Below are 22970 nucleotides of genomic sequence, written 5' to 3'. Positions count from 1 at the left end.
GTCACAGCGAAAACGGGAATGCCTGATTCACTTTCCCGGACGGGAAAGACGGAAAATCAGCAGGTTTCGACTGTGGCGCGTCCGTCGCATGGTCATTCGCATGGACGAGAAATTGGCCGTCCGTGAAACCGAGAATGCCCTTCGGGCTGATTTCGAGTTCAGTGCCGCCACCGTTCAGTCGGATGCCGTGCTTGGCAGTCACGTTGATCCAGTCAGTCGTGCTCATCAGTTCGAGTACCTTTTTCGCGACGATCTCGACGTTGTCGCCCTGTGCCTCGATACGCACCTTGCCCGACGCCGCGACCAGTTTGATACCCAGCTTATGGACAAACAGCGAGAACGCCTCCGCGACACTTGCATAGAGCGACTTGCGCGCGGCGATGCCGACGTGGCCGCCCGTCGTGAGCGCAAGATTTTCGTCGCTCGCAATGTGTGTGCTGCCGGCAGTGGTGGTTTCGATACCGGCCGGACTGGCGACCACCACGTGCGGCGTGCTCATCTCGGGATGCGGATCATCGCTGGTCGGCGTGCCGCCCCGGATGGCATCGTTCTGCGCCTTGATCGCGTTCGTGACCTCACTCTGGTCGGCGTCCGCCTGTTGCGCGTCATGCTTCTGCGCGAGCCTGGTCAGGCTCACGTGAATGTCGCGCGCCCGCGTCAGGCGCTGGACCGTCTCGCCCATATCCTTCGCGTGCGACTGCGCACCGTTGCGCGCTTCAGTCGTGATCAGCAGCCCCATCGCCGCGCGCACGACTCCCCACAAATCGGTGCGAAGATCAAAGCCCTTGCCGCGTGCGTCTTGCCGCCCCTTGTTGCCCAGGATGCGCCGCACGAAACCGAGACTCAGTTGCGAGGTGCCGTAGTCGCTTGACAACTGCGTCTGAATTTCGCCGCTTGTATCATCCTGCACGAAGTGGTTCGACTGGCCGCATTTCAGTCCACGACTGCGGAAGCCCGAGAGCGCCTGGTTGTCCGGCAGCGCCCAGGCTGGCTGGTTGAACGCGTTCACCACCCGCCCCGTCACCACCGGCAGGTCAGGGTCGCCGTGGATATGCTCCACCAGCACTTCCTGGCCGATGCGCGGCAGGTGCGTCGCACCGAACTGGTTGCCCTGCCACGGCGACGACACGCGCACCCAGCAGCTTGACGTGTGATCGCGAGCCCCGGATCGGTCCCAGAGGAAACGGACCTTCACGCGGCCATACGCGTCGGTCCAGATTTCCTGATCCGCGGGTCCTGTTACGATCGCGTATTCCGGCCCAGAAGTGCGCGGCTTCGTGAGTGTTTGCGCCGGGCGGAACATCTCGCTCGTAGGCTGGATTTCGAATTCCGTCGTGCAACGGTAGTGCTGGCCGACACCGCTCGCCTGGGCCACCTCCTCAATCGTGAGCGCGCTGGAAACAACCAGGTATTCGCAATTGGCTGCCTGTTGCGGGTGATGTTCCAGCGTAAAGGTCTGCCCGGTCACTAGGCCGCGCATATTGCCCGTTCCCTTCACGCGCAGGCCGGCGCAGCGAAGCGCATCCATGCGCACCCGCACGAGATAATCCGCTTCGCGCTGCGCGTCGTTATGTTCGCCCGACAATCCGCTCACGCCCGCTTGCGGCTGCGCGTAGTCGCCCCATCCGTAATGCTCCTGGCCCGCATGCGAGGTATCGCGCGGATCCTCATCGCGGCTCGTGAGGTCTGCGCGTGGCGTCGTATAGTCGTAATCGACGCTCGTGGCGCGTCCGGTTGTCAGGTGGTTTTCGACCGACAGTTCATGAATGTGCTCTTGATCGATACGTTTCGCACCAGGCGCCTTGTATTGGATGGCACGGTAGGCCTCGCCATGCGGTCGGTGTGCGCCAATCGAGTCACATAGGATCAGCCGGTGATGTCCATTGCCATGCTCGAACCAGAAATAGATGCCCCATTCCTGCCACAGGCGGCAGACGAATCCGAAATCGCTCTCCCAGTTTTGCCGTTGGATATCGCGCCTCGGGTAATTCCCGACCAACCATTTCTCGACCGGGAACATATAGGCGGATAACACGGCATCCGTGATCTCCATCACATCCATGTCCTGGAACAGGCGGCAGTCCTGATTCTTGGTGGCCAGCCACAGCCACGGGCGCAGTGTAAGTTCGTACACCATCGCGCGCCCCTCCTCGCGTACGAAGCGCGCGGAGGTGACAAGGCCGGTGATCTCGCGCGTGCCAGCGCCGATATTGCCCGTACCGGTATTACCTGGCATACCCGGAACAAAGATACCGATTCCCTCGATCTGGACTAATACTGTGACCTCGGTACCGATCAGTTTGTCCAAATCGACGTTGGCGGTGATGCTTGGCGAGAACGCCAGCATATCGACGGTCTTCAGCTCGAGCGTGTAGCAGAACAGTTCGCCAAGCGTTTCGGTACCCGACAGACGTGCCGGCACCAGAACGGGTTTGCCGTTGAATACCGGCAATGCCGCGCCGGCAACGGCCAGCGTGCGGGACTGGAGAAAGTCTGGCATGGATGGATCCTTGCAGAAATCAACCGCGGATCAGGATCGCGCCGCAAGCGGTCTTGTCGCCCAGGCGGGCGACGCGCACGCCGTGATGAGTTCGCTTGCCGGTGGCAATGACAGGGAAGATACCGCCGCACTTCGGGCACGCAACGCGATGGCCGTCAAGCGCGACGGCGACACCCCGGTGCCTCAAATCGGGGGCCGCCTCGATGATCTTGCCACCGTGATCGGTCGTATCGCCAAGCTGCGCCATCTCGCGACAGTGTTCATCTTTCATGTAAACCTCCCTTTGGCATGACTGTCCAGCCAATAAAGCGCTCGCGGAACGAGCTAAACGACTTCACGAAATGGCCGGCTGAAGCGTGCCCCAAATATTTCTCCATTGTTTCTCAGGGCACAATCGGATTAATCTGAAAATTGGTCTCATATAAATGAATTCGCCTTTATTACCGACGGAGCCTCATCAGATCCCGGCCAATTTGCTCTCTACTGAGATCATCGAAATCCCATCCAAAACGGAATCATGCGTGCAGTTTTGCTTAATTCCGTATTGTCTTTTGGTGCCGACTCAGACGTGTCCAACATTCACATTCGGTCAAGCGGTCGTACATGCCTGTCTTGATAATGCAAATCAGCCCCTACCTGAGTCATTCCTTTTGTCTTCCAAGGATCTTGTCTGTACACATGCTCGCCGCAACGGATATCAATCCACGAGGCGAAACGTTTACCTAAGCTTTTAGTTTGGCCGCCACGGTAGACGCGGCGGGTTCCGTTCCCTCTTTCAACCGGTACATTCATGCACATCGATCTGACAGGCAAGACCGCGGTCGTGACCGCTTCCACCGCCGGCATCGGGCTGGCGATCGCCGAAGGGCTCTTGCAGGCTGGCGCACGCGTCGTCGTCAACGGCCGCAGCGACAAGTCGGTTGATACCGCGCTCGCGCTGCTGCGCAGTGCGGTCCCCGGCGCCGACGTGGACGGCATCGCCGCCGACCTCTCCGACGCCGCCGGCGCCGCGCGCATCACGCAGCACACGCCGGAGGCCGACATCCTCGTGAACAACGCGGGCATCTACGGGCTGAAGGCGTTCTTCGACATCGACGACGACGAATGGGCGCACTACTTCCAGATGAACGTGATGTCCGGCGTGCGTCTCGCGCGGCACTACCTGAAGGGGATGCTCGCACGCAACACGGGCCGCGTCGTGTTCATTTCGTCGGAATCGGGCCTGAACATCCCGGTAGACATGATTCACTACGGGTTCACGAAAACCGCGCAGCTCGCGATCGCGCGCGGCCTCGCGAAACTCGCGGCCGGCACCAACGTGACCGTCAATTCGGTGCTGCCGGGGCCGACGATGTCGGAAGGCGTGCGCGCGCTGCTGAAGGAAACGGCCGACGCCACGGGCCGCAGCATCGACGACGTCGCGGTGGACTTCGTGCGCAGTCAGCGCGCGAGCTCAATCATCCAGCGACCGGCGACGACCGAAGAAGTCGCGAATCTGGTGGTGTATGTATGTTCGCCGCAGGCCTCGGCGACGACGGGTGCGGCGTTGCGCGTCGACGGCGGCGTGGTCGACACGATCGCGTGACGACTGCGTGACACGCTCGCGCGGGGGCGTGGCGGCAGCGCTATCGCGAAGCCGCCTTGTCCGACTTCAGCGTGCCCTTGCGATCCGCATCCATGCAGGTATCGAACCCGCGTTGCGTGACGGCACCTGCCTTGTCGAACACGACGAAGTACGCCCGGTGATCGTTGCCGTGCTCGATGAAGTAGTTGTAGCAGACGCCGCTGCCGTTACGGACCATCCACACGCTGCGCGGGTTGCCGGCCGCGCGAACGACGTCGGCGCGCGTCGCGCCATGCCGCGACGCGGCCCGCGCCAGCGGGGTGCGTGAATACGAGAACGGCAACCACGAGTCGAACCACGCGCAGCCGTGCAGCATCAGGCACGTGGCGGCCACGGAAAGCGTCGTTGCCGGACGGGACATCGGAATCAATCGCATGCTTGGAAAAATCTGCTGCGCCATGCCGGCGTGATCGAAAGCCCCATGCTACTAGACCTTTGGGTCCGGATCGAAAAGAAATGTAGAGACTTGTGTCCGAAGCTGCACTCGACGCGGCCCGCCACACGCCCGATCGGCCCGAACCGTGAGCGCACCGCGCGGTCTCGCACACGCGTCAATGCCGTTGTGCGGATGGCCCGGATGGCGCAACGAGCATCGTCGTCAAGCGACCCATTCGGCCCATAGCATCGTCAGCACCGTCATCAGCGCCGGGCCGACGAACAGGCCGATCAGCCCGAACGTCTCGGCGCCGCCGAGAATGCCGAACAGCACGAGCAGGAATGGCAGGCGGGTCGAGCTGCCGATCAGCACCGGCCGCACGAAATGCTCGGCGACGAACACGACCACGAAGCCGAGCGCCAACACCACGACGGCCCACGCGGTCGCACCCTGCACGAACAGCCAGAGCGCCGCGCCGCAGAACACGATCGGCGCGCAGAACGGCAGCATCGCGGCGACGGCCGTGACGAGGCCGAGCAGCGCCGCATGCGGAACGCCCGCGAGTGCATACGCGACGCCGAGAATGGCACCCTCGCCGAGCCCGACGACGACCAGCCCCGTCACCGTGCCGTACACGGCCGCGACCATCCGCTCGATCAGGGCCGCACCGCCACGGCCGAACGCACGCTGCGCGCCCTGCAGCAACGCGCCCGACAACTTGTGGCCGGCCCTCATGATCACGAACAGCGTCACAAGCATAAGGCCGAACTCGAACAGCGCATGTGCGAGCTTCGTGCCGAACTGCCGGCCGAACGCGATGAACTTCTCGCCGCTCGCACCGTGCATCGCGGTGCCCGGGTGCAGCGGATGACCGAGATTGGCCTGCCACCACTCGGTGACCTGAGCGGCGCCGTACGGCAGCCGGCCGACGACGTCCGGCAGCGGAATGCCGTTGTCCTCGATCGAGTGCAGCCAGATGCGCAGGTCATGCGCCTGCGAGATCGCCTGGCCCAGCGCGATGGCGATCGGCAGCACGACCAGCAGCGACACGCCCGAGGTGATCGCGGTCGCGATCAGCGTCGGCCGATCGCGAAACCAGCGGTCCGATTCGAAGCGCTTCAGCAATGGCCACAACGCGATCGCAATCACGCAGGCCCACGCGATGGCGGGAAGGAAATCGCGGATCACCCACAGCGCGAGCACCAGCAGCGCCGCATACAGCACGGCGCGGGCGACCTGCTGGGCACGCGGCCGCGCGGCGGGATCCTGGGAAGGCGAGACATGTGCGCGCATGGCACCTCTGTCGAAATAAAAAATGGCGGTTCGCGCGGGCCGAGGGCCGGTGCGAACCGCCATTCTATCCATCGATACCGCCACGGCACGCGAACGCGATGCCAAGCATTGTCAAATGCGTGCCGCGCACGTCGCGCGCGCGGTGCGACGTGCGCTCAGGCCACCTTGTCGGCGACGCGATAGCGTTCGAGCCAGTGCGCGTATGGCGCAGGCAGTGTCCACGACGGACGCTCGACGCCGAGCTGTTTGGCCGCGTAATACGGCCAGTGCGGATCGGCCAGATGCGCGCGGCCGACCATCACGAGGTCGAGCTGCTGTTCGGCGACGACACGCTCGGCCAGTTGCGGCGTGTCGATCCCCCACGCGGACGACACCGGCAGGCCAGCCTCGCGGCGTACGCGTTCCGCGATCGGCGCGAGGAACGCCGGCCCCCAAGGAATGCGTGCGTCGGGCGTCGAAAAGCCGACCGATACGCTCAGCATGTCGAGGCCTTCCTGCTTCATCCGCCGCGTGAGCGCGATCGATTCGGCGAGCGTCTCTTCATCGCGGCCGTCGTATTCGATCACGCCGAGACGCGCGGTCAGCGGCAGGTGCTCCGGCCACACCTGGCGGACGGCCTTCAGCGTGTCGACGAGGAAACGGCCGCGGTTTTCGGCCGAACCGCCGTACTCGTCGTCGCGCCGGTTCGAATGCACGGAGAAGAAGCTCTGGCCGAGATAGCCGTGCGCGAAATGCAGCTCGAGCCATTCGAAGCCGAGGTCGCGGGCGCGCTTCGCCGACGCGACGAAATCGGCCTGCACGCGTGCGATGTCGTCGCGCGTCATCGCGCGCGGCATCTTCGGCAAATGCGCGCCGAACGGCACGGCCGACGGCGCGATGGTCTGCCAGCCGCGCGGATCGCCGTCGGCGATGTGGTCGTCGCCTTCCCATGGACGGTTCGCGCTCGCCTTGCGGCCCGCATGCGCGATCTGGATGCCCGGCACCGCGCCGGCCGCCTTGATAGCCGCGACCGACGGCGCAAACGCCTCGGCCTGCGCATCGGTCCACAAGCCGGCGCAGCCCGGCGTGATGCGACCTTCCGGCGACACGGCCGTCGCCTCCGCGATCACGAGGCCCGCGCCGCCGCGCGCGATGCCGGCCAGATGCACGTGATGCCAGTCGTTGACGACGCCGTCTTCGGCGACGTACTGGCACATCGGCGGCACCGCGATGCGGTTGCGCAGCATGACATCCTTGAGTTTGAACGGTTCGAACAGGGCAGACATCCACCACTCCTTTGCTTGGTTCTGCGAAACGACTGGATGAGCCGTCGTGCGGTGCGCACGACGGAACGATTCAGGCCGCCGCCGGGCCGGTCGCGCCCGACGACGGAAACGGCCAGGTGCCGGTCACGCCGGCGCCGCGCCGGCTTACTGGCGACCGAGCTTCGCGAGCAGCGCCTCGGCGGCGGGTTCCGACGACGCGGGGTTCTGCCCGGTGATCAGCAACCCGTCGGTGACGACATGCGGCGCCCAGTCGGCGCTGCGCTCGAATTGCGCGCCGTTGGTCTTCAGCATGTCCTCGACGAGGAACGGCACCACCTCCGTCAACTCGACAGCCGCTTCCTCGCTGTTGGTGAAACCCGTCGCACGCTTGCCGCGCACGACCGATTCGCCGGTCTTCGGGTCCTTGACGTGGCGCAGCACGCCCGGCGCGTGGCACACGGCCGCGACCGGCTTGCCCGCCGCCAGCGCGCGCTCGATCAGACCGATCGACTGCAGATCCTCGGCGAGATCCCATAGCGGGCCGTGCCCGCCCGGATAGAACAGCGCGTCGTAATCGTCGGCCGAGACGTCGGCCAGCTTGTGCGTGGCCGCGAGCGCGGCCTTGGCCGCCGGATCGGCGTCGAAGCGTCGCGTCGCGTCAGTCTGCGCGGACGGATCGCTGCTCTTCGGATCGAGCGGCGGCTGGCCGCCCTTCGGCGACGCGAGCGTCAGCTCGACACCTGCATCCTTGAACGCGTAGTACGGCGCAGCCAGTTCCTCGAGCCAGAAGCCGGTCTTCTTGCCGGTGTCGCCGAGCGTATCGTGCGAGGTCAGGACAACCAGAATCTTCATGATCGACACTCCTTCGAAATGGGGGAACGGGGCCGCGACGCGGCGGCAGCCAATGCGACGCACGCCGCGTACCGCAGCGATGACGGCGTGCCTGCCGGTTAGGCCGCTGGCGCGCGTCAACGTGCCGGCTCCGTACCGAAAAATATTGCGCGACCTATTAGACCAGTCGTCTAGAGAGGATGCGAAAAAAACGACGGCGTCTCCTGCACCAGCATCGCAGCGCGATATGGCATTTTCGCGTCTGCTGGCAGGAGCGGCGTCGCGTCATGAGACCGGATGATAGCCCCCGATTAGACCGGTCGTCTAGAAAACTGGCATTCAGCCCTGTCACCGTCATGGCTTTTGCGCCGGGGCACGTCCGCAACGTTCGTCGCCGATCGCGCCCCGTGCGTGCCGCCGCAGCGGCTAGCCGGGCAACGGCCCGTCCGTATCGCCAGCCTCGATCACCGGCATCTCGAGCCGATGGCGGCGAACGCCGTCGGCGAGCAGGCCCAGCATCAGGTCCGCCAGCGCTCGCCCCGTCGCATGCCCGGTCGGTTGCACCACCGCCGTTACCCGATGCGGATACGCGACGTCCGGCGGCACGCCGTCGTAGACGATCAGCGACATGTCCCGCCCCAGCCGCAAGCCGCTGTCGGCCAGCGCCCGGAACGCACCGCCACCCGCGATATTGTTGTCGACCAGCAGCGCCGTCGGCCGTTCGGCCAGCACAAGCAGGGCCTGCGCGCCCTGCTGCCCGCCGTCGAGCGTAAACGGGCACTCGACCAGCAGCGCCGGATCGGGCTCGATGCCGGCCTCGCGCAGCGCCGCGAGATAACCGGCGCGACGCTGCATCGCGAAATTCAGCGACAGCGGCGCACTGATCATCGCGATCCGGCGATGACCGAAGGCGATCAGGCGGCGCACGGCATCACGCGCACCCGCTTCGTTGTCGAAATCGAACCATGCGTAAGGCTCGGCGGCTTGCGTACGGCCGTACGCGACGTACGGAAATGCATTCGAGCGCAAGTACGCGAGGCGCGGATCGTCGACCAGCGTGCGCGCGACGATCAGCCCGTCGACGAGCCTGCCGTCGACCAGCCGGCGATACGTATCGAGCTCGGCATTCGGCCGCGCGGCCGCGATGATGAAGTCGAGATTGCGCTCGCCGAGCCGCTCGGTCATGCCGGCGACGACTTCACCGAAGCGCGGATCACCGAGATCGCCGGCGCCGAACGGATACACGATGCCGATCGCATCGGCGCGCCCCGTCGCCAGCCGCCGCGCGGTCGGATCCGCGACATAACCGAGTTCGCGCGCAGCCTTCATCACGCGCTCGCGGGTCGCCTCGCTCACGTCGTCGTAGCCGTTCAGCGCCCGACTGACCGTCGTGCGCGACAGCCCGAGCGCATCCGACAGCGCCTTCAGATTCACCTTCACGTCGTTCCTCGCGTTGTGCATGCCATTCGTCCAGCCCCTCCATCCCGTAATTATTTCCGAATGGTAGTTATTACCGTCAAATATTTATCTTTTGACTCCCAAACCGGTTTGAAATAGCATCCAAACCGGTTTGGATTCGAATGCCATCTCAGCAGTTCCCTTTCACCGTCAACGGAAACAACGCCGACATGACCTACTTTCCTTTTTACCGCGCGACCGCGGCCAAACGTTTGCTCTTCGCTGGCGCGGCACTGGCCGCCTTCGCGTCCGCGTCATTCGTCGCGCATGCGCAAAGCACCGGCGCCCCCGCGCCCACCCCGCATACGCAGCAGGCCTACGATCCCGAGGGCAACTTCACGATGCGCTGGACCCGCGCGGACATCCGCCAGATCGTCGCGCAGTCGCATACGGCCGGCGCCGACAAGAACTCGCTGCCGCAGTCGCTGACGATGCCCGACATCCCGCAGGATTTTCCGCTGATCAACTCGAACGTGTGGGTCTGGGATACCTGGCCGCTGGCCGACCTGCGCGCGAACCAGCTCAGCTACAAGGGCTGGGAGGTGATCTTCTCGCTCACGGCCGATCCGCACGCCGGCTACACGTTCGACGATCGTCACGTCCATGCGCGCATCGGCTTCTTCTATCGCCGTGCCGGCATTCCCGCGTCGCAGCGTCCCGCGAACGGCGGCTGGACCTGGGGCGGCCACCTGTTTCCGGACGGCGCGAGCGTCAAGGTGTTCGGCACGTCGCCGATGACCAACAACGCCGAATGGTCGGGCTCCGCGCGGCTCACGCACGGCGACAACGTCAGCCTGTACTACACCGCGACCTCGTTCAACCGTTCGGCGCCCGGCGGCGCCGACATCACGCCGCCGCAGGCGATCATCACGCGCGCCGACGGCCACATCCACGCCGACGACAAGCACGTGTGGTTCAGCGGCTTCGACGATCACAAGGCGCTGCTGCAACCGGACGGCAACTACTACCAGACCGGTCAGCAGAACACCTACTTCTCGTTCCGCGATCCGTTCGTGTTCACCGACCCCGCGCATCCGGGCAAGACCTACATGGTGTTCGAAGGCAACACCGGCGGCCAGCGCGGCGCCCGCACCTGCACCGAGGCCGACCTCGGCTACGCGCCGAACGATCCGTACCGGGAAGATCTCAACGCCGTCATGAACTCGGGCGCAGTGTATCAAAAGGCCAACGTCGGCCTGGCGGTCGCGACGAACCCGCAACTGACCGAATGGAAGTTCCTGCCGCCGATCCTGTCGGCGAACTGCGTCGACGACCAGACCGAGCGCCCGCAGATCTATCTGAAGGATGGCAAGTACTACCTGTTCACGATCAGCCACCGCACGACGATGGCCGCGGGCGTCGACGGGCCGGACGGTGTCTACGGCTTCGTCGGCAACGGCATCCGTAGCGACTTCCTGCCGCTGAACGGCGGCAGCGGCCTCGTGCTCGGCAACCCGACCGACTTCTCCGCACCGGCCGGCGCGCCCTATTCGCAGGACCCGAACCAGAACCCGCGCGAGTTCCAGTCGTATTCGCACTACGTGATGCCGGGCGGGCTCGTCGAGTCGTTCATCGATGCGATCGGCCCGCGTCGCGGCGGCACGCTCGCGCCGACGGTGAAGGTCAACATCAACGGCACGTCGACGGCGGTCGACCGCGCATACGGACGCGGCGGCCTCGGCGGTTACGGCGACATCCCGGCGAATCTGCCCGCGACGGGCGCCGATCACAACGGCGGCCCCGGCACCCGTCCGTAACGGGTCCGCATGGACGCTGCGGGCGCCGCCCGCCAGCGTCGAGGCGGCGCACATCGCGCGTGTCGCGTGTGTGCCGCCTCCCTCCTTCGCAGAATCGCGCATGCCGCCGCTGCAAGCGGCATGCGCCCTCCTTTCCCGCTTCGCGCGCCGAAGCACGGAACTCCGCATGAGATCGACGTTTTTTCGCTTTTCCTTCCGGATTACCCGGCTGTTGCTCGCATGTGCGGCAAGCGCGGCCTGCACGCACGCCACTGCCGCGCCCTGCGGCAGACCGCACGAACCCGGCACGCCGCAATGGCGACCGGTCGTGCATTACACACCGCAACGCAACTGGATGAACGATCCGAACGGGCTCGTCTACGAGAACGGCCGCTATCACCTGTTCTATCAGTACAACCCGCTCGGTCATGACTGGGGCAACATGTCGTGGGGCCATGCGACGAGCGCCGATCTCGTCCACTGGCGCGAGCAGCCGGTCGCGATGCGCGCGAACGCGACCGAGGAAATCTTCTCCGGCTCGATCGTCGCCGACACGCGCAACACGTCCGGCCTCGGCGCGCCGGGCGAGACGCCGCTGGTGGCGCTTTACACGAGCGTCTACAAGGACGGCTCGGGTCACGCGCCCGGCACGCAGGCGCAATCGCTGGCTTACAGCGTCGACCACGGCGCGACGTGGCGGCCCTACGCGCACAACCCCGTGCTCACGCTCGATCCCGAGTCGAAGCAGTTCCGCGACCCGAAGGTGTCGTGGTACGCGCCGGGACGCTACTGGCTGATGACGACCGTCGTCGCGGACGCGCAGGTCGTGAAGCTCTATCGATCCGATGACCTGATTCACTGGTCGTTCCTGAGCGACTTCACGTTGCCGGACGTGCCGCATGCGGGCGTGCTGTGGGAAATGCCCGACCTCGTGCCGATGCCCGTCGACGACGATCCGCGACACATCAAGTGGGTAATGATCGTGAACGTCAACCCGTGGTCGATCGCCGGCGGCTCCGGCGCGATGTATTTCGTCGGCGACTTCGATGGCCGCACGTTCACGCCTGACCGCGTCGCGCCGGCCGGTTCCGATCCCGCGCGATTCCGCTGGGTCGATCACGGTGCCGATTTTTACGCCGCCGGCACGTTCTCCGGCGCGCCGGGCGCACGGCCTGTCGCGATCGCGTGGATGAGCAACTGGGATTACGCGGCGAAAGCGCCGACTGCGCCCTGGCGCGGCGCGGCGACGTTGCCGCGCGAATTCGCGCTGAAGACGATCGGCGGCGAACCGACGCTCGTCGTGACGCCGGCCGCCGCGTTCGATGCATGGGCCGACGGGCGGCCCGCCGTGCATGAAGGCGACCTGAACGTCGAGTCCGCCACCCGCGTGCTGTCGGACGCCACGCGCGGCGTCGTCCAGCGCATCACGGTGACGATCACGCCGCGGCGCGCCGCTCGCGCGGGGTTGATCGTGCGAGGATCGGCGGATGGCTCGATCGGCACCCGGATCGTGTACGACACGGCGAAGCACACGCTGACGCTCGATCGCTCGCGCTCCGGCGCAACGGATTTCGCCGGCACGTTCAGCCGCGAGCACATCGTCGATCTGCCGCTCGAGCACGGGCAACTGCAGCTCGAAATCGTCGTCGATCGCGGGTCGGTCGAGGTGTTCGCGAACGGCGGCCGCGTCGCACTGACGGACCTGATCTTTCCGCCGCTCGATGCGGACCGCGTCGCCGTATTCGCCGAGCACGGCAGCGCGACATTCTCGGGGCTGACGGTGACGCAGCTTCACGGTCCCGATCGCGCCGACGAGGTTCGTGACGCCTGTGCATCGCGCTAGCGATGCAATCGCACGGCGGGGGCTGCGCGGCCCGACGTCGCGTCGGGACGCGCGCCCCACCGGTCATGCGCTCAAAGCAAACCCATCCCGCCCGACGCGATGATTTCCGCGCCGACGATGAACGCGGACTCCGGCGCGCTCAGGTGCAGCACGGTCGACGCGATTTCGTCCGGCGTGCCGAACCGGCCGATCGGAACGAGGCCCTTGATCTTGTCCGCCGTCTCGTCGAGCGTCGCGGCGTCGAGCCCGAGCTTGCCGTACAGCGGTGTCTGAACCGGGCCGGGGCTCACCACGTTCACCCGCACGCCGTGCGGCAGCAGCTCCGTCGACAACGTCTTCGCGAACGAATTGACGGCCGCCTTGCTCGCCGCGTACACGGACGAACCCGGCATCCCGATATGCGCGTTGATCGAGCCGTTGATCACGATCGACGCGCCGCGGTTCAGCAGCGGCACGAGCGCCTGGATCTGGAAATACGCGCCCTTCACGTTCGTGTCGAACACGAGGTCCCACAACGCCTCGTCGATATCCGCGAACGGCGCGAGTTTCGCGACGCCCGCATTGATGAACACGGCGTCGAGCCGCGCGCCGGAGGCCGCGATCGCGTCCGCCAGCGCCCGCGCCGACGCGACGCTGCGGGCCTCGTTGCGGATCGCGAGCGCGCCGTCGCCGAGCGACTCGCGCGCGGCGGCGAGCGTCTGCTCGTCGCGACCGGTAATGATGACCCGCGCGCCTTCGGCCGCGAATGCCCGTGCGGCCGCCAGGCCGATGCCGCTGTTGCCGCCCGTGACGAGGACCGTTTTTCCTTCGAAGCGTTGCATGATGTTCTCCTGTGAACCGGTGAGTTGACCGTGAGCACAGGATGCGCGCCGCGCCCGGCCTTGCCGTACGACCGACGCGGCAGACATGTTCGAAATCTTCGAACGTGTCTGTCGCGGCCTGTCCGTCGGTTGCGCGGCCGACGCACTCAGCCCGAGACGTCGATCCCGTCGAGCAGGCGCTGCGCGAGCCGAGGTTCGCGCAGTTGCTCCAGCCACCATTGCAGCGCGCGGCCGTCGCGGTCGCCGCGCCACGCGACGTACAGCACGTTCGGTTCGCGCGGATCGGCCGTTTCCTTCTCGACGAGTTCGCCGCGCGCGAGCAGCGACGCGACCCGCCGGCGCGGCACCCAGCCGACGCCGAGCCCGTCGCGCTGCGCGAGGATCTTCGCGCGCATCGACGGCACCGCGAGCACCGCCTGCCCGCCGAGCAGCCCGTATGCGCGGCCGATGGCCCGCCGCGACGAATCGGCGACGACGACCGCGCGATGCGCGCAAATCGCGTCGCGGGTCAGCCGCTCGCTTGCCGCGGCCAGCGGATGGCGCGGCGATACGGCGAACAGCCATTCCATCGCGCCGAGCTCGAACCATTTGAAACCCGGAATCGCCGGCGGCTCGTTGGTCGCGCCGACGACCAGATCCGCGCGACCGTCGCGCAACGCTTCCCAGGTGCCGCCGAGCACTTCGTGCGTGAAGCGCAGCGACACGCCCGAATCGAGCGCATCGAATGCGCGGACGACCGGCAGCAGCGTATCGAACTCCAGCACCTCGTCGCTGACGATCCACAGCCGATCCTCCCAGCCGCTCGCGACCTGCCGCACGCGCTGCGTGAGCCGCGCGACGTCCAGCGCGAGGCGCGACGCCTCGTCGGTCAGCAACTGGCCGGCCGGCGTGAGCTGCAGCCGGTAGCCGCGCCGGTCGAACAGCAGCGCGTCGAAACGCGTTTCGAGCTGTCGCGCGGCGTGCGATACGGTCGACGGCGCCTTGCCGAGCCGCGCGGCCGCCCGCGACAGGCTGCCGGTGGCGCGGATCGCATCGAGCAGCGCGAGTTCGTCTTCGGACAGCATGGGGGCGCTCCGGTCGGGGGTTGGATGGATCGTAAGGCACAGGCGGGCGGCGGTCCAATCGAATGGCGCCGTGCCACGTGTTCGGCGGATGCCGAACCGGCCACGAACTTCCGGTATGCTCATCGGCATCAGATCGCTAGATTCGAGGTAACCACTGCGATGGACATCGCGATCCGCATCGAAGGCCGTCACGACCTGACCGGGCAAATCTTTCGGCAGCTGCGAACCGCGATCGTCGACGGGCGGCTCGAAGGCGGCGCCCGGCTGCCGTCGACGCGCGATCTCGCGAAGCAGCTCGGCGTGTCGCGCAAGACGACGCTCGACGCGTTCGAGCGTCTCGTCGCCGAGGGCTTCCTGAACACGCGCGCGGGCGACGGCACGTTCGTCGCCGACGGTCTCGCGCGGGTTCCGCATGCGGCGGCCTCGACGCCGTCGCTCGTCGAGGACACGCCGCGCGTCCATGCCGTCGACGTGCGTGCGCCGTGGGACGACATACCGGACGCCCTCGCGATGCCTGCGCCGCAGGACACACCCGCGTTCGACTTCCGCGGCGGCGTGACCGACAAGACGCTGTTCCCGTTCGACGCGTGGCGCCGCTGCCTGCATCACGCGCTGCGTCAGCAGGCGCGCGGGCCGGGCCAATACCACGATCCGGCCGGCGATCCGCAGTTGCGCGGCGCGATCGCGCGCTACGTCGCGTTCAGCCGCGCGGTCGCGTGCGGCTGGGACGACGTGCTGGTCACGCAAGGCGCGCAACAGGCGCTCGACCTGATCGCGCGCGTGGTCGTGCGGCCGGGCGACGTCGTCGCCGTCGAGAATCCCGGCTATCCGCCGGCACGCGCCGCGTTCGCGTCGCTCGGCGCGACGGTGATCGGCGTGCCGGTCGATGCGCATGGCCTCGTCATCGAGCGGCTGCCCGACGACGCACGCCTCGTCTACGTGACGCCGTCGCACCAGTTCCCGCTCGGGATGCCGATGACGCTGGACCGGCGCGTCGCGCTGCTCGAATGGGCGCAGCGCCGCCGCGCGGTGATCATCGAGGACGACTACGACGGCGAATTCCGCTTCGAGGGCCGCCCGGTGGAGTCGCTGAAGAGCCTCGACCGCACGGGCCTCGTCGCGTACGTCGGCACGTTCTCGAAGACGATCTTTCCTGAACTGCGGATCGGCTACGCGATTCCACCGCGCGCGCTGCGCGGCGCGCTCGCCAAGGCGAAGCAGATCGTCGACTGGCATACCTGCACGCTCACGCAGGCGGCACTCGCGCGCTTCATGCACGAAGGCGATTTCGCGCGGCACCTGCGGCGCGTGCAGAAGCACTACGACGCGCGCCGCAAGATGCTGCTCGCGCATTTGCGCGGCAGCCTCGCGCCGTGGTTCGACCCGATCGTGCCGACCGCCGGCATCCATCTCGCCGCGCACCTGAAACCGGGACTCGATGAAGCCGCGCTGGTCCGCGCTGCCCGCACGCACGACATCGGCCTGTACGGAATCTCGGCGTTCCACGTTGGCTCGGCGGCGCGTGCGGGGCTGCTGTTCGGCTATGGCGGGATCGACGCGCTGCGCATCGACGCCGCGCTCGCGAAACTGGCTGCGCTGCTGGATTCGGGAAGTGCGGACGGCGCGACACTGGTTACCTGATTTTTCCCAAAATTGGACATTCAAGCAGGCCAGTGCCGCGCTTAAAGTGGGTCCTGTCGCGCCACCGTGCGCTGCTCAACCGAAAAGGACCCGTCATGCAACCACGCCTGAACTTCTATACCGCCAGCCCGAACGCCATCAAGGTGATGCGCAATGCCGAGGAATTCATCGCGAAAAGCTCGATCGAGAAGCCGCTCGCCGAACTCGTCCGGCTGCGCGCGTCGCAGATCAACGGCTGTGCGTTCTGCGTCGACATGCACACCACCGATGCACGCAAGGGCGGCGAGACCGACCGCCGCCTGGCAACCGTCGTCGCGTGGCGCGAAACGCCGTTCTTCACCGCGCGCGAACGTGCGGCGCTGGAGTGGACCGAAGCGCTGACGCTGATCGCCGACAACCACGTGCCCGATGCCGTGTGGGAAGCCGTGAAGCCGCACTTCAGCGATACGGAACTGTTCGATCTGTCGATGCTGATCGCGACGATCAACTCGTGGAATCGCTTCGCGATCGCGTTCCGCAAGATGCCCGAGTAAGGAGGCGACGATCATGCGCTCCTGCCTCACGCGCCACCGCGCGATGCTGTGCACGTCGCTCGCGCTCGTCGCCGCGCTGCCGACCGCCGCCCATGCGCACGATGCCAGCGACAACGTGCACGCGATCATGCAACAGGCCGTGCCCGAAGCGCCGGGCAAGCTCGCCGTCGTCGCGACCGTCGACTATGCGCCTGGCCAGGCGTCCGAAGCGCACAAGCACCTCGGCTCCGTGTTCGCGGTCGTATCGAAAGGCGAAGTGCTGTCGCAGGTGAACGGCGGCCCGGTGCGCCGCTATCGCGCCGGCGAAGGCTGGTACGAGCCGCCCGGCTCGCGCCACCAGGTATCGCGCAACGCGAGCGCGACCGAGCCCGCGCAACTCGTCGTGTTCGGGCTGACGGGCGAGCACCAGCCGCTGAAGTCGCCGATCGATCAGTAACGACGTTTGCGGGTGCGTCACGTGTCGCGCACGCACCCATGCCGCGCGGCACGGCTTCCCGGCTCGTGACGCGCGGCTTCGTCGCCGGCCTGCGGAGCGCGCTCCACCGTGCCTCCATCGTTTCACCATTAACTGCTTCCTACACTCCACCGCCGGCAGACGGCTTTTGTGCCGCGCCGCTTCCCCGCTCGCCCGCACAGCCGTTCGACACATGGCTGATCCCGATCAACTCGGGCGAAAACCCTTCCTTGAAATTAACTAACGCGTCAATTAACGTCGTCTGCATGAACGCGAAATCCACCGTCGCCAGGCCGCGCGGGCGCCGCCCGTCGGTGGACGACTTCGACCTGCGCGACCATATGCTCGATGTCGCGATGCAACTGTTCGCCGAGCGCGGCATCGCGGCGACGACGGTCGCGCAGATCGCCGAAGCCGCCGGCGTCACATCGGCGATGGTCCATTACTACTTCACGAATCGCGAGCAGTTGCTCGATGCGATCGTCGAGGAGCGGCTCGCACAGGTCATCGCGTTCGTGTGGCGGCCGACCGCCCCGCAGATCGAAAACGATCCGTTCGCGCTCGTCACCGAACTCGTCGACCGCTTCTTCGACGTCACGCATCGGATGCCCTGGCTGCCGTCGATCTGGCTGCGCGAGATCGTTCATGAAGGCGGCTTGCTGCGCGAGCGGATGATCCGGCGCATTCCGCTCGAGCACGTCGGGCGCTTTGCCGAGCGCATCCGCGCCGCGCAGCAGGCCGGCACGCTGAACCCCGCGCTCGAGCCCGCATTCCTGTTCCATTCGATCATCGCGCTCGTGATGCTGCCGCTCGCGACCGCGAAGCTGTGGCAGAGCGCGCGCGGCCTGCCGCCGATCGATCGCGACGTGCTGCATCGCCACGTGCGCGCGCTGCTCGGCTCCGGCTTGCAGCCGCCCGCCGCCGCGCTCGACAGCGGCGCACATTCGCCCCGGAGGCCGTCGTGAACGTGTTCCGCGCGCTGCCGCTCGTGCCGGCCGCCGCCGTCGCGCTGCTCGCCGGTTGCGGACGGCCGGCGAACGACGTCGCGACCTACCAAGGCTATGTCGAAGGCGAATTCGTGTACCTGTCGTCGTCGCAAGCGGGCACGCTGACGCAGTTGTCGGTCGAACGCGGTCAGGCCGTCGCGGCCGGCATGCCTGTGTTCGCGCTCGAAGCCATCAACGAAACAGCCGCATTGCGGCAGGCCGAGCATCAGCTCGCGGCCGCACGCGCACAACTTGCCGACCTGCAGACCGGCAAGCGTCCGCCGGAAGTCGCGGTCACGCGCGCGCAGCTCGCGCAGGCCACCGCCCAGGCCGCACGGGCCGCCGCGCAACGCGCGCGCGACGAACGCCAGTACGCGGCAGGCGGCCTGTCGAAGCAGCAGCTCGACGATTCGCGCACGGCCGCGCAGACCACCGCCGCGCAGGTACGCGAGTTGCAGAACCAGGTCGACGTCGCGCGCCTGCCGGGACGCGCGCAGCAGGTGGCCGCCCAGGCGGCGCAAGTCGATGCCGCGCAGGCGGCCGTCGCCGAAGCACAATGGAAACTCGACCAGAAGCGCGTCGCCGCGCCCGCCGCCGGGCGCGTGTACGACACGCTGTATCGCGTCGGCGAATGGGTGCAGGCCGGCAACCCGGTCGTGCAGATGCTGCCGCCGCAGAACCTGAAGGTGCGGTTCTTCGTGCCGGAGGCCGCCGTTGCGTCGATCGCGCCGGGGCGCACCGTCGCGATCCACTGCGACGGCTGCCCCGCCGACGTGCCCGCGCGCGTCACCTACGTGTCGCGCGAGGCCGAATACACGCCGCCCGTGATCTACAGCAACGAGAGCCGGAGCAAGCTCGTGTTCATGGTCGAAGCGCGCCCTGCCGTCGCCGACGCGCAGAAGCTGCATCCGGGCCAGCCCGTCGCCGTGAGGATGCGATGAACGCGCCACCCGCTCCGTACGCGATCGACGTCGACCGCCTGAACAAGCGCTTCGGCGACAAGCACGTCGTGAAGGACGTATCGCTGCGCGTCGCGCGCGGCGAGATCTTCGGTTTCCTCGGACCGAACGGCAGCGGCAAGACGACGTCGATCCGCATGATGTGCGGCCTGCTCACGCCCGACTCGGGCAGCGGCACCTGTCTCGGCTACGACATCGTGCGCGACAGCGCGCAGATCAAGCGGCGTGTCGGCTACATGACGCAGCGTTTCTCGTACTGGGAAGACCTGTCGATCCGCGAGAACCTCGATTTCGTCGCGCGCGTGTACGGGATGCCCGACCGCCGGGCGGCCGTGTCGCGCGCGCTCGACGGGCTCGGCCTCGCGAGCCGCGCGGACCAGCTCACGGGCGCGCTGTCGGGCGGCTGGAAGCAGCGTCTCGCGCTCGCCGCGTGCATGCTCCACGAGCCGGAACTGCTGCTGCTCGACGAACCGACCGCCGGCGTCGATCCGGCCGCACGCCGCGACTTCTGGGAAGAACTGCACCGGCTGGCCGCGCAAGGCATCTCGGTACTCGTCAGCACGCACTACATGGACGAAGCCGAACGCTGCCACAAGCTCGCGTACATCGCGTCCGGCGAACTGCTCGCGCAGGGCACGTCGGAGGAAATCGTCGCGTCGCAGCAGTTGTCGACCCGTTCGGTCAGCGGCGGCCACCTGGCCGATTTGTCCGCGCGCCTGCGCACGATGCCGGGCGTCGACCAGACGGTCGTGTTCGGTTCGACGCTGCACGTGAGCGGCCGCGATCGCGCGCTGCTCGATGCGACGCTCGCGCAGGTCGCGTCGGAGGCGAACGCGCAGGCAAACGGCCACGCACCGCTGCAGGTCGCGCCGATCGACACCGGGCTCGAGGACGTGTTCATCTACATGATGGGCCGCGCGTCCGCGCCGCCCGGCGGAGCGGCGACATGAACGCGTGGGCGGGCCTGCGCGAATCGTTCTCGGTCGCGCGCTGGTGGAGCATCGTGCTGAAGGAATTCCTGCAGCTGCGCCGCGACCGCGTGACGTTCGCGATGATCGTCGGCGTGCCGATCATCCAGCTCGCGCTGTTCGGCTTCGCGATCAACACCGACCCGAAGCATCTGCCGACCGCGGTGATCGTGGCCGACTCGAGCCCGTTCGCGCGCAGCTTCGTCGCCGCGATGCGCAATTCCGCATACTTCGACATCGTCGCGACGCTGCCCGACGAAACGGCCGGCCGGCATGCGCTCGCGCGCGGCGACGTGCAGTTCGTGCTGAGCGTGCCGGCCGATTTCTCGAAACGGCTGCTGCGCGGCGAGCGCCCGTCGCTGCTCGTCGAGGCGGACGCGACCGATCCCGTCGCGACCGCGTCCGCGATCGGCGCGTTGCCGGGCCTCGTGCAACCCGTCGCCGACAAGGACCTGACCGGCCCGCTCGCGCACCTGAACGGCCGCCCGGCCGCGTTCGACGTCGTGCTGCACCGCCTGTACAACCCCGAAGGCATCACGCAGTACAACGTCGTGCCGGGCCTGATGGGCGTGATCCTGACGATGACCATGGTGATGATGACGGGCCTCGCGATCACGCGCGAACGCGAGCGCGGCACGATGGAGAACCTGCTGGCGACGCCCGTGCGGCCGCTCGAGGTGATGACCGGCAAAATCGTCCCGTACGTGTTCATCGGGCTGATCCAGGTGTCGATCATCCTCGCCGCCGCGCGCTACGTGTTCGACGTGCCGTTCGTCGGCGGCATGTTCGCGATCTACCTGTCCGCGCTGCTGTTCATCGCCGCGAACCTCACGGTCGGCATCACGCTGTCGTCGCTCGCGCAGAATCAGCTGCAGGCGATGCAGCTCGCGGTGTTCTATTTCCTGCCGAACATCCTGCTGTCGGGCTTCATGTTCCCGTTCGCCGGGATGCCGAAGTGGGCGCAGTTCATCGGCAACCTGCTGCCGCTCACCTACTTCAACCGCCTCGTGCGGGGCATCCTGCTCAAAGGCAACGGCTGGGCCGACCTGTGGCCGTCCGTGTGGCCGGTCGCGCTGTTCACGCTCGTCGTGATGGGCATCGCGCTGCGCTTCTACCGGCGCACGCTCGACTAGGGGCCGCGCGATGAAACCGACTTCGCGTCGAGCCTTCCACACTGCCCGCCGCAGCGCATTGGCAGCCGTTGCGCTGCTCGTCGCCGGATGCGCGGTCGGGCCGGATTTCCGCGCGCCCGACGCGCCGTCCGCGCAGCGCTACACGCGCGACGAAGCGCCGTCGGCGACGGCGGCGGCCAGCGGCCCGGCCGGCAACGCGCAGACTTTCGCACCGGCCGCGCACACGCTGCAACGCTGGTGGACCAGCTTCGATTCGGCGCCGCTGAACCGCCTCGTCGATACCGCATGGCAAAACAGCCCGACGCTCGCCGAGGCGCGCGCACGGCTCGACGAAGCGCGACAGAACCATGCGGCGGAAGCCGGCGCGACGATGCTGCCGCGCGTCGACGCGAACCTGTCCGCCACGCGCGAGAAGGTCGACATCGCCGCGTTCGGGCTGCCCGCCAACGTGCCGAATCCGGGGCCATTCACGCTCTACGACGCGTCGGTGAGCGTGTCGTACGTACTCGACGTGTTCGGCGGCAACCGGCGCGCACTCGAAGCGCTGCGCGCCCAGGTCGACTATCAGGCGTACACGCTCGACGCCGCGCGCCTGACGCTCGCGGGCAACGTCGTCGCGACCGCGATCCTGCGCGCGTCGCTCGCGCAGCAGATCGCGCTCACGCGCCAGCTCGTCGACGCGCAGGCGCGGCAGCTGCGCATTGTCGAAGCGCGCTTCGCGGCGGGTGGCGTATCGCAGGCCGACGTGCATGCGCAGCGCACGCTGCTCGCACAGACGCAGGCGTCGCTGCCGCCGCTCGCGGCACGCCACGCGCAGGCCGGCCACCGGCTCGCGATCCTGCTGGGCGCGCCGCCGTCCGACGCCGCACTGCCCGATCTCACGCTCGATTCGCTCGCGCTGCCGCGCACGCTGCCCGTCGCGCTGCCGTCGACGCTCGCGCGCGAACGGCCCGACATCCGCGCGGCGGAAGCCGTGCTGCACCAGGCGAGCGCGAACGTCGGCGTGGCGACCGCGAACCTGTATCCGCGTTTTTCGATTTCAGCCGGGATTGGTTCGGAACGCACGCGCATCGCGGATATCGTGAGCGGGCTCAATGTCTGGAATATCGGTCTCGGCCTGACGCAGCCGCTCTTTCACGGCGGCGAACTGCGCGCGAAGAAGCGGGCGGCCAAAGCTGCATACGACGCCGCGTTCGCAAGTTATCGGGAAACCGTGCTGCTGGCGCTCCAGCAGGTCGCCGACGCGATGCGCGCGGTCGAACACGATGCGGCGGAACTGGACGCACGAGACACGGCCGCGCGAGAAGCGGCGGCAGGCAACGCGATCGCCGGCGAACGTTACGCGGCAGGCGGGATCAGCACGTTCGCGCTGCTCGACGCGCAACGGCAGGCACTGCAGACCGCACTCGATCGCACGCGCGCGCAGGCCGACCGGCTTGCCGATACGGCAGCGCTTTTTCAGTCGCTGGCGGGGAACTGGCCGGATGATTCGGCCCGGTGACGGTC

At 67.3% G+C, this 22970-nt stretch carries 20 protein-coding genes; 11 read left to right on the top strand and 9 right to left on the bottom strand.

Going from position 1 to position 22970, the window contains the following annotated elements; genetic code table 11:
* Position 1: 1 nt before the first annotated feature.
* Positions 2 to 2500: a type VI secretion system Vgr family protein gene (locus tag WI26_RS20095; RefSeq protein WP_069226945.1), complete on the bottom strand. Its 2499-nt coding sequence runs from the start codon at positions 2498 to 2500 to the stop codon at positions 2 to 4.
* A gap of 19 nt (positions 2501 to 2519) precedes the next feature.
* Positions 2520 to 2747, bottom strand: coding sequence for a PAAR domain-containing protein (locus tag WI26_RS20090; RefSeq protein WP_419465528.1), 228 nt, complete (start codon positions 2745 to 2747; stop codon positions 2520 to 2522).
* Positions 2748 to 3290: 543 nt separating this feature from the next.
* Here WI26_RS20090 and WI26_RS20085 point away from each other — a divergent pair.
* Positions 3291 to 4085 (top strand): SDR family NAD(P)-dependent oxidoreductase, encoded by a 795-nt coding sequence (locus tag WI26_RS20085; RefSeq protein ID WP_059510307.1) that lies wholly within the window; start codon positions 3291 to 3293, stop codon positions 4083 to 4085.
* Between the two features lie 40 nt (positions 4086 to 4125).
* Here WI26_RS20085 and WI26_RS20080 read toward each other — a convergent pair whose 3' ends face one another.
* The 5 genes from WI26_RS20080 to WI26_RS20060 form a co-directional block, all read right to left on the bottom strand.
* Positions 4126 to 4500, bottom strand: a complete 375-nt coding sequence (locus WI26_RS20080; protein ID WP_069227803.1) for a hypothetical protein — start codon at positions 4498 to 4500, stop codon at positions 4126 to 4128.
* A 222-nt stretch (positions 4501 to 4722) separates the two neighbouring features.
* Entirely contained in the window at positions 4723 to 5793 is a 1071-nt protein-coding gene (locus WI26_RS20075) for an AI-2E family transporter (protein ID WP_069226943.1), read from the bottom strand.
* Positions 5794 to 5948: 155 nt separating this feature from the next.
* The gene (locus tag WI26_RS20070) at positions 5949 to 7058 is read right to left on the bottom strand and encodes an NADH:flavin oxidoreductase/NADH oxidase (protein ID WP_069226942.1); all 1110 of its coding nucleotides are present in this window, start codon (positions 7056 to 7058) and stop codon (positions 5949 to 5951) included.
* Between the two features lie 144 nt (positions 7059 to 7202).
* Positions 7203 to 7889, bottom strand: coding sequence for a type 1 glutamine amidotransferase domain-containing protein (locus WI26_RS20065; RefSeq protein ID WP_059915817.1), 687 nt, complete (start codon positions 7887 to 7889; stop codon positions 7203 to 7205).
* A gap of 405 nt (positions 7890 to 8294) precedes the next feature.
* Positions 8295 to 9329, bottom strand: a complete 1035-nt coding sequence (locus WI26_RS20060) for a substrate-binding domain-containing protein (RefSeq protein WP_069226941.1) — start codon at positions 9327 to 9329, stop codon at positions 8295 to 8297.
* A gap of 167 nt (positions 9330 to 9496) precedes the next feature.
* Here WI26_RS20060 and WI26_RS20055 point away from each other — a divergent pair, with 167 nt between their 5' ends.
* Entirely contained in the window at positions 9497 to 11083 is a 1587-nt protein-coding gene (locus tag WI26_RS20055; protein ID WP_069227802.1) for a glycoside hydrolase family 68 protein, read from the top strand.
* Between the two features lie 166 nt (positions 11084 to 11249).
* Positions 11250 to 12905 (top strand): glycoside hydrolase family 32 protein, encoded by a 1656-nt coding sequence (locus tag WI26_RS20050; RefSeq protein ID WP_069227801.1) that lies wholly within the window; start codon positions 11250 to 11252, stop codon positions 12903 to 12905.
* A 71-nt stretch (positions 12906 to 12976) separates the two neighbouring features.
* Here the strand turns inward: WI26_RS20050 and WI26_RS20045 are convergent, their stop codons facing one another.
* On the bottom strand, positions 12977 to 13726 hold the full coding sequence (locus tag WI26_RS20045; protein WP_069226940.1) for an SDR family oxidoreductase: 750 nt from the start codon (positions 13724 to 13726) through the stop codon (positions 12977 to 12979).
* Between the two features lie 146 nt (positions 13727 to 13872).
* The gene (locus tag WI26_RS20040) at positions 13873 to 14790 is read right to left on the bottom strand and encodes a LysR family transcriptional regulator (RefSeq protein WP_059466167.1); all 918 of its coding nucleotides are present in this window, start codon (positions 14788 to 14790) and stop codon (positions 13873 to 13875) included.
* 159 nt (positions 14791 to 14949) lie between these two features.
* On the opposite strand from WI26_RS20040, the gene WI26_RS20035 reads away from it, so the two are divergent.
* From WI26_RS20035 to WI26_RS20000, 8 genes are all read left to right on the top strand, one after another.
* The gene (locus tag WI26_RS20035) at positions 14950 to 16431 is read left to right on the top strand and encodes a PLP-dependent aminotransferase family protein (RefSeq protein ID WP_069226939.1); all 1482 of its coding nucleotides are present in this window, start codon (positions 14950 to 14952) and stop codon (positions 16429 to 16431) included.
* Positions 16432 to 16526: 95 nt separating this feature from the next.
* The gene (locus WI26_RS20030; RefSeq protein WP_059466169.1) at positions 16527 to 16964 is read left to right on the top strand and encodes a carboxymuconolactone decarboxylase family protein; all 438 of its coding nucleotides are present in this window, start codon (positions 16527 to 16529) and stop codon (positions 16962 to 16964) included.
* Between the two features lie 13 nt (positions 16965 to 16977).
* Complete coding sequence (locus WI26_RS20025) at positions 16978 to 17400, top strand: cupin domain-containing protein (protein WP_059466170.1); 423 nt, start codon at positions 16978 to 16980, stop codon at positions 17398 to 17400.
* 284 nt (positions 17401 to 17684) lie between these two features.
* Positions 17685 to 18383 (top strand): TetR/AcrR family transcriptional regulator, encoded by a 699-nt coding sequence (locus tag WI26_RS20020; RefSeq protein ID WP_059595464.1) that lies wholly within the window; start codon positions 17685 to 17687, stop codon positions 18381 to 18383.
* The gene (locus tag WI26_RS20015; RefSeq protein WP_155768793.1) at positions 18380 to 19345 is read left to right on the top strand and encodes an HlyD family secretion protein; all 966 of its coding nucleotides are present in this window, start codon (positions 18380 to 18382) and stop codon (positions 19343 to 19345) included. The genes WI26_RS20020 and WI26_RS20015 overlap by 4 nt, the downstream gene beginning before the upstream one ends.
* Complete coding sequence (locus WI26_RS20010; RefSeq protein WP_069226938.1) at positions 19342 to 20313, top strand: ABC transporter ATP-binding protein; 972 nt, start codon at positions 19342 to 19344, stop codon at positions 20311 to 20313. Before WI26_RS20015 ends, WI26_RS20010 begins: the two co-directional genes overlap by 4 nt.
* Positions 20310 to 21464 (top strand): ABC transporter permease, encoded by a 1155-nt coding sequence (locus WI26_RS20005; protein WP_069226937.1) that lies wholly within the window; start codon positions 20310 to 20312, stop codon positions 21462 to 21464. The genes WI26_RS20010 and WI26_RS20005 overlap by 4 nt, the downstream gene beginning before the upstream one ends.
* 10 nt (positions 21465 to 21474) lie before the next feature.
* On the top strand, positions 21475 to 22965 hold the full coding sequence (locus WI26_RS20000) for an efflux transporter outer membrane subunit (protein ID WP_069226936.1): 1491 nt from the start codon (positions 21475 to 21477) through the stop codon (positions 22963 to 22965).
* Positions 22966 to 22970: the final 5 nt, after the last annotated feature.

The sequence above is a fragment of the Burkholderia diffusa genome, assembly GCF_001718315.1.
GTDB lineage: Bacteria > Pseudomonadota > Gammaproteobacteria > Burkholderiales > Burkholderiaceae > Burkholderia > Burkholderia diffusa_B.
This window is presented reverse-complemented; position numbering and strand designations above follow the sequence as displayed.